The organism is Streptomyces sp. SA15 (assembly GCF_002291145.1).
In the GTDB taxonomy this organism is placed as follows: domain Bacteria; phylum Actinomycetota; class Actinomycetes; order Streptomycetales; family Streptomycetaceae; genus Streptomyces.
In genome coordinates, this window is the sequence record NZ_NTGE01000039.1 from 41,870 (window position 1) to 49,325 (window position 7,456).

General features: G+C 72.6%; 5 protein-coding genes. 3 read left to right on the plus strand and 2 right to left on the minus strand.

The window, feature by feature from the left end; genetic code table 11:
- The first annotated feature begins 22 nt into the window (after nucleotides 1-22).
- Nucleotides 23-1,834, plus strand: a complete 1,812-nt coding sequence (gene ggt / locus CLM62_RS06290) for a gamma-glutamyltransferase (RefSeq protein ID WP_095748854.1) — start codon at nucleotides 23-25, stop codon at nucleotides 1,832-1,834.
- 9 nt (nucleotides 1,835-1,843) lie between these two features.
- Here ggt and CLM62_RS06295 read toward each other — a convergent pair whose 3' ends face one another.
- Together CLM62_RS06295 and map are read right to left on the minus strand one after the other, a co-directional pair.
- Nucleotides 1,844-4,387 carry an ATP-dependent Clp protease ATP-binding subunit gene (locus CLM62_RS06295; RefSeq protein ID WP_095748855.1) on the minus strand — a complete coding sequence of 848 codons (2,544 nt, stop codon included), beginning with the start codon at nucleotides 4,385-4,387 and terminating at the stop codon, nucleotides 1,844-1,846.
- Nucleotides 4,388-4,637: 250 nt separating this feature from the next.
- Nucleotides 4,638-5,405, minus strand: coding sequence for a type I methionyl aminopeptidase (gene map, locus CLM62_RS06300; RefSeq protein WP_095748856.1), 768 nt, complete (start codon nucleotides 5,403-5,405; stop codon nucleotides 4,638-4,640).
- A gap of 32 nt (nucleotides 5,406-5,437) precedes the next feature.
- Here map and CLM62_RS06305 point away from each other — a divergent pair, with 32 nt between their 5' ends.
- Nucleotides 5,438-5,689 (plus strand): helix-turn-helix domain-containing protein, encoded by a 252-nt coding sequence (locus CLM62_RS06305; RefSeq protein ID WP_095748857.1) that lies wholly within the window; start codon nucleotides 5,438-5,440, stop codon nucleotides 5,687-5,689.
- Nucleotides 5,690-5,833: 144 nt separating this feature from the next.
- The coding region (locus tag CLM62_RS51120; RefSeq protein WP_257003691.1) for a hypothetical protein at nucleotides 5,834-7,456 on the plus strand (1,623 nt) is incomplete at its 3' end.

The window sequence follows — 7,456 nt, forward strand, 5'->3', positions numbered from 1 at the left end:
ACGGTCTCTTCTGGAGGTGCGGATGCGTCGCCCTGTCGCGCGCAAGCTGTCGGTCCTGGCGGTTTCGGTCGCCGTGGTGTCGGTGGGAGCGGCCGCGCCGCCCACCCCTCGAACTACCGCTGTTGAGAAGGCGCCCCTCGCCGTCGGCTACGGCGGTGCCGTCGCCAGCGTCGACGCGGACGCCTCCGCCGCCGGCATCGAGGTGTTGAAGAAGGGCGGCAACGCCGTGGACGCGGCCGTCGCCACGGCCGCCGCGCTCGGCGTCACCGAGCCCTACTCCTCCGGCATCGGCGGAGGCGGCTACTTCGTCTACTACGACGCCAAGTCCCGCAAGGTGCACACGATCGACGGCCGCGAAACCGCGCCGCTGAGCGCCGACGAGAACCTGTTCGTGGAGAACGGCAAGCCGCTCGCCTTCGCCGACGCCGTCAGCAGCGGCCTCGGCGTCGGCACTCCGGGCACCCCGGCCACCTGGCAGACGGCGCTCGACAAGTGGGGTAGCAAGGAGCTGGGCAGCGTGCTGAAGCCGGCCGAGCGGATCGCTCGGGACGGTTTCGTCGTCGACGACACGTTCCGCTCGCAGACGGCCGCCAACGAGAGGCGGTTCCGGTACTTCCCGGACACCGCCGAGCTGTTCCTGCCGGACGGCCAACTGCCCGTCGTCGGCTCCACCTTCAAGAACCCCGACCTCGCCCGCACCTACCGGGAGCTGGCCGACAAGGGCGTCGGCGCGATCTACCACGGCGACTTGGGCGACGACATCGTCGACACCGTCAACGATCCGCCCGTGGACCCGGGTTCGGGCTGGAACGCCCGCCCGGGCGAGCTGTCGGAGAAGGACCTCGCGGCCTACCGCGCCAAGCCGCAGGCGCCCACCAGGACGTCGTACCGCGGCCTCGGCGTCTACTCCATCGCGCCCTCCTCCTCCGGCGGCACCTCCGTCGGCGAGGCCCTCAACATCCTGGAGAACACGGACCTTTCGAAGGCGAGCGAGGTCCAGTACCTGCACCGCTACATCGAGGCCAGCCGGATCGCGTTCGCGGACCGGGGGCGCTGGGTCGGCGACCCCGCCTTCGAGGACGTACCGACGAAACAGCTGCTGTCGCAGCAGTACGCCGACTCGCGGGCGTGCCTCATCAAGGACGACGCCGTGCTCACCAGCCCCCTCGCACCGGGCGACCCGCGCAACCCGGCGGCCTGCGCCACCGGCGGAACGGCGGCCGAGACGACGTACGAGGGCGAGAACACCACGCACCTGACGGCGGCCGACAAGTGGGGCAACGTCGTCGCCTACACGCTGACCATCGAGCAGACCGGCGGCAGCGGCATCACCGTCCCCGGCCGCGGGTTCATCCTCAACAACGAGCTGACGGACTTCTCCTTCGCCCCGGCCAACCCGGCCGTGCACGACCCGAACCTGCCGGGTCCGGGCAAGCGGCCGCGCTCGTCGATCTCGCCGACGATCGTGCTCGACCAGCACGACAAGCCGGTGGTGGCGCTGGGTTCGCCCGGTGGCGCGACCATCATCACGACCGTGCTGCAGACACTGACCGGGTTCCTCGACCGGCGGCTGCCGCTGGTCGACGCCATCGCCGCGCCACGCGCCAGCCAGCGCAACGCGGCCCAGACCGAACTCGAACCCGCGCTCTACAACGACAACACCACCACCGGCCTCAAGGCCCAGCTGGAAGCCATCGGGCACTCCTTCAGGCAGAACCCGGAGATCGGCGCGACCACGGGCGTGCAGCGGCTGCCGAACGGCAAGTGGCTGGCCGCAGCCGAGAAGGTACGGCGGGGCGGCGGCTCGGCGATGGTGGTGTACCCGGCCCCGTAATGATCACAGCTACAGCTCGGGGGCGGGCGGCAGGTCTTCCGTACGGAACGTGAGCTGCCCGCCCTCGACGTCCACCGTCACCCGGCCGCCTTCCTCGATCCGGCCGTCCAGGAGCAGCCGGGACAGCTGGTTGTCGACCTCGCGCTGGATGGTGCGGCGCAGCGGCCGGGCGCCGTACTCGGGCTGGTAGCCGCGCTCGGCCAGCCAGTCGACGGCCGGGTCGGTGAAGTCGACCGAGATGCCCTGCGCGTGCAGCAGCCGGCGGGTCTTCTCCAGCAACAGGTTGGTGATCCGCCGCAACTGCTCGGTGGTGAGCTGGCGGAAGACGACGACCTCGTCGATGCGGTTGAGGAACTCGGGCCGGAAGTGCTCGCGCAGCGGCCGCAGGATCTGCTCGCGCCGCGCCTCCTCGTCCGCCTCGACGCCGCCCGCCCCGAAGCCGATGCCGGCGCCGCGCCGGGTGATCGCCTCGGAGCCCAGGTTGCTGGTCATCACGATGACCGTGTTGGTGAAGTCCACGGTCCGGCCCTGCGCGTCGGTCAGCCGGCCGTCGTCGAGGACCTGGAGGAGGATGTTGAAGACGTCCGGGTGCGCCTTCTCCACCTCGTCGAGCAGGAGCAGCGAGTAGGGGTGCCGGCGCACGACCTCGGTGAGCTGCCCGGCCTCCTCGTGGCCGACGTATCCGGGCGGGGCGCCGACCAGGCGGCTGACGGTGTGCCGCTCCTGGTACTCGCTCATGTCCAGGCGGACCATCCGCTCCTCGCTGCTGAACAGGGCCTCCGCGAGGGCCCGGGCCAGCTCGGTCTTGCCGACGCCGGTCGGGCCGAGGAACATGAAGCTGCCGATCGGCCGGTCGGGGCTCGCGAGCCCGGCCCGGGAGCGCAGCACCGCGTCGGCGACGACCCGGACCGCCTCGTCCTGGCCGATGACCCGCTCGTGCAGATGCTCCTCCAGGCCGAGCAGGCGGTCCTTCTCCTCCTCGGTGAGGCTGCTGACCGGGATGCCGGTCTGCCGGGACACGACCTCCGCGATCGCCTCGGCGGTGACCTCCAGGTCCAGGCCCTCGTCGACCTCGTCGTCGCCGGTGGCCTCGGCGACCCGCCGCTTCAACTCGACGATGCGGTCGCGCAGTTGCGTGGCCTGCTCGTACTGCTCGTCCGCGACCGCCTGGTCCTTGTCCCGGGTCAGCTGCTCGACCTCACGCTCCATGGCCCGTACGTCCGTGCCCTTGGTGCGCGCACGCAGCCGGACCCGGGCGCCGGCCTGGTCGATCAGGTCGATGGCCTTGTCCGGCAGACGGCGGTCGGTGAGATAGCGGTCGGACATCTCGACGGCGGCCACCAGCGCCTCGTCGGCGTAACGGACCTGGTGATGGGCCTCGTAGCGGTCGCTCAGCCCGCGCAGGATCTCGATCGTGTCCGCGACGGACGGCTCGGGCACCAGGATCGGCTGGAAGCGGCGGGCCAGCGCCGCGTCCTTCTCGATCCGGCGGAACTCCTCCAGCGTCGTCGCGCCCACGATGTGCAACTCGCCGCGCGCCAGGGCCGGCTTGAGGATGTTGCTCGCGTCCATGGACCCGCTCTCGCCGCCGCCTCCGGCGCCCACGACGGTGTGCAACTCGTCGATGAAGACGATCAGTTGGTCGGAGTGGGCGCGGATCTCGCCCACGATGTTGTTCAGCCGCTCCTCGAAGTCCCCCCGGTAGCGGGTGCCCGCGACCACGCCGGTGAGGTCCAGGGCGACCACCCGCCGCCCGTTGAGCACGTCCGGCACGTCACCGTCGGCGATGCGCTGCGCGAGCCCCTCGACGATCGCCGTCTTGCCGACGCCCGCGTCACCGATGAGGACCGGGTTGTTCTTGCCGCGCCGGGAGAGCACCTCGATGGTCTGCTCGATCTCCTCGTCCCGCCCGATCACCGGGTCGATACGGCCCTGGCGGGCCAGGTCGGTGAGATCACGGCCGTACTTGTCCAGGGTGGGCGTCTCGGCGGGGCGCGGCCGTTCGCCGCGTGCCTGCGTGGTGTCCTGTGCCGCCTCGGGCGGCAGGCCGGAGGGCGCGAAGCGGGCCGAGTTGAGGATGTGCCCGGCCGCCGAGTCGGGGTTCGAGGCGAGCGCGCTGAGCACGTGCTCCGGGCCGATGTACCCGGCACCGCGCGCCCGGGCCAGATCGTGCGCGTCCAGCAGGGCGCGCTTGGCGGCCGGGGTCAGGGACAGCGAGGTCGGCGGCGGGGCCTCGCCCGGCGGGTGCTGGGCCGGGCCGGAGCGCTCGTCGATCTCCGTGGCCAGCGAGTCGGGATCCGCACCGGCACGGCTGAGCAGGCTCCGGGTCGGCTCGGCGGCCAGCGCGGCCCGCAACAGGTGCTGGGTGTCCAGATCGCGGCTGCCGTGCTCGGCGGCGTACTGGGCGGCGCCCCGCACCAGCTCCCGGGCGGGCTGGCTCAGCAGCCGTCCGATGTCGATCTGGCGGGGACCGGGGCGCGGTCCGCCGAAGAAGCGTGCGAGGAATTCTCCGAAGGGGTCGTAGCCCTCCGGTCCGGTGAAGCCGCTGGTCATGGCGTTCCCATCCGGCGTCCCTGCGCGGGCAGGGTCGCCCTCGCTGATCGACGTGCCGGAGTCGGGTAACCCGGGCGGAACCTGGTTACACCTGGGGTGCGGTTTCGTAGAACACCTTCGCACGATCGGGGGCCGGGGGCACCTCCAGAGAGCCGCCCGCGGCCCCGACAGCGGTTTTCGGGTCAGTGGTCTTCCATCAGTGGTCCTCGAGGAGGGTCGGCTCCGCTCGTGCGGTTCGGCAGGCCGTACCTCAGCGTGCCGTCAGGATCCGCGGCCCGGACTCCGTGATCGCCACGGTGTGCTCCGCGTGCGCCGCCCGGGAGCCGTCGTTCGTACGCAGGGTCCAGCCGTCCGGCGCCGCGTGGTAGCCGTCCGTGCCGCCGCCGATGACCATCGGTTCGATGGCGAGGACCATGCCGTGCCTCAGGGGAAGGCCACGCCCCGGTCGGCCCTCGTTCGGGACCGGCGGGTCCTCGTGCATACGGCGGCCGATGCCGTGGCCGCCGAAGCCGTCCGGGATGCCGTACCCCGCCGCGCGGCACACCGAGCCGATCGCGTGCGCGATGTCGCCGATGCGGTTGCCCACCACCGCCGCCTCGATGCCCGCCGCGAGCGCCCGCTCGGCCGTCTCGATCAGCCGCAGGTCGGCCGCGCGCGGCCTGCCCACCACGAAGCTGATCGCCGAGTCGCCGGCCCAGCCGCCCAGCTCCGCGCCGCAGTCGATGGAGACCAGGTCGCCGTCGCGCAGCCGGTAGCGGGTCGGGATGCCGTGCACGATCGCGTCGTTCACGGACGCGCAGACGACGGCCGGGAAGGCCGTGGGCGCGAACGAGGGCCGGTAGCCGAGGAAGGGCGAGCCCGCCCCCGCCTCACGCAGCACGTCGTGCGCCACCTCGTTCAGCTCCAGCAGGGAGACGCCCACGTCAGCGGCCTTTCGTACGGCCGTCAGGGCGCGGCCGACGACCTGGCCCGCCTCGTACATGGCGTCGATCGATGTATCTGTCTTCAGCTCCACCATGCCAATTACTATACCGGTATTACAATGACGGTATGGTGCGTACCCCTCTCACCCCCGAAGAACGCGAACGCGGCGAGCGGCTCGGCCGGTTGCTGCGCGAGGCCCGCGGCGGCCGCAGCATGACGGACGTCGCGGCGAGCGCCGGTATCTCGGCGGAGACCCTCCGGAAGATCGAGACGGGGCGTGCGCCGACGCCGGCGTTCTTCACGGTCGCGGCGCTGGCGCAGGCCCTCGGACTGTCGATGGACGACTTGGCGGGGCGGTGCGTGCTGGTCGGATTGTGAAGCAAGTGCGCAGGCCGCCGCACTGTGCGTTCCAGCAGGCCGGGCGTAGTCTGCGTCCGGTCGGAAAACTTCCTGTAGCGCTCCCGTAACACGGCTGGTGTTGCCTTACGGACCGGAGTGCTCCGGTCTGGCAGGAGTTGGGCGATGACTCTGGATCAACTCCCCAGTCAAGTGCGGGAGTTCGCGAACTACCTGGACGGTCTGCTGGCGCGCCTGGACCAGAACGGCGGTTGGTGCGGGGTGTTCTGGCAGCGCGACCCGGACGGCATGCAGGCCTGTCTCGACGGGCGTGAGATGCCGCCCTGGGACGTCGTGGAGTCGCTGCTGCAGGACCTTGCCGCACAGTACGGCCCCGGTGGCGCCGCTCCGGAGGTCGAACGCGCCCGCGCCCTGCACGCCGCCGCGCTCGTCGCGTACGACGCCCGGCCCGGCGGGCGCGACGCCCTCGGGGACCGGTTCGACGTGATGATCCGCGAGCAGCGGTACGCCGCCGAACGACAGGCGGAACTGGGCCGGCTGCTCGCCTCCGCCACCACCCAGGAGGAGGCCGACGCCATCCGCCTCGACCTCGCCTGGGCCCGCGACGACCACGAACGAGCGACCCGCCGCTGCGCCGAACTCCGCTCACGCATGGCGGAACTGGACCGACGCTCGACCGACAACCAGGTCCAGGCGATCCGACGCGGGCAGGCGGGGGACGGGGGCGTGTTCCGCGTCGGGGACAGGGCGGGCGAAGCGGGGAGGGGCGGCGGCGGGGCGCGTGGGGGCGGCTCTTATGGCGGGGGGTCGGACGGGCGTGAGTCGTACGGCGGGCAGACCGGCACGCGGGAGTCGCGTGGCGTCGGGTCGGATGGGCGCGAGTCGTACGGCGGGCGGCCGGGGCGTGAGTCGTACGGCGGGCAGACCGGCACGCGGGAGTCGCGTGGCGCGGGGTCGGATGGGCGCGATGCGTACGGCGGGCGGCCGGGGCGTGAGTCGTACGGCGGCCAAACGGGCACGCGGGAGTCGCGTGGCGCGGGGTCGGATGGGCGTGAGTCGTACGGCGGGGAACCGGGCTCGCGTGAGTCGTACGGCGACACGCACGATACGTACGGCGCGGGGCCGGACACGCTCGAGTCGTACGGCGGGCAACCGGACACGCGCCGTGCCTACGGCGCGGGGCCGGACATCCACGAGTCGTACGCCGAGCAACCGGAGACGCGCGAGTCGTACGGCGAGCGAGCGGGCGGGCACGGCGGGTATGGACCCTCCGGCGCGCGATCGGGCGCGGGCCCCGCAGGTCCCTCGTACGACTCCGGGTTCCCCGACATACCGCAGCAGCGCGACGCGCGGTCCGCCGCCGAGACGATCGCCCGGCGTGAGAGGGAGCGGGCCAAGGGCTGGGCGGCGGACACGTATGACACCCGTGCGGGTCTGGGCGACCCCCGTCACCAGGACTCCGCCCGCCTGTCCGGGCCTGGCAAAGCCGCCGCCGACGGGATGACCGGTATGCCGGCCGGACCTGGTACATCCGGTCCCGCCCAGGCCACGAACCCCGAGCACGATCCCCGCTTCCCCGCTACGACGGAGCAGGCCCCCGCCCCACCAGAGCCGACCCCCACCCCCAAGCAGCGCAAGCGGCGCCGCGGCGGTGCCCGCTTCGCCGGGATGGTCGAGGAGGAGGCCGCCCCCGTCGTCGTACCGCCGACCGCCGTACCGGATGTACCCGCCGCGCCCGCCGCCACCGGCCGCACCCCGCGCGGGGCCCGGTTCGCCGGGGCCGCCAAG

Excerpts from the sequence above, each read along its gene's own strand:
- ggt (WP_095748854.1), top strand. The coding sequence starts at position 23 with ATGCGTCGCCCTGTCGCGCGCAAGCTGTCGGTCCTGGCGGTTTCGGTC.
- map (WP_095748856.1), bottom strand. The coding sequence starts at position 5,405 with ATGGTGGAGCTGAAGACAGATACATCGATCGACGCCATGTACGAGGCG.
- CLM62_RS06295 (WP_095748855.1), bottom strand. The coding sequence starts at position 4,387 with ATGACCAGCGGCTTCACCGGACCGGAGGGCTACGACCCCTTCGGAGAA.
- CLM62_RS06305 (WP_095748857.1), top strand. The coding sequence starts at position 5,438 with ATGGTGCGTACCCCTCTCACCCCCGAAGAACGCGAACGCGGCGAGCGG.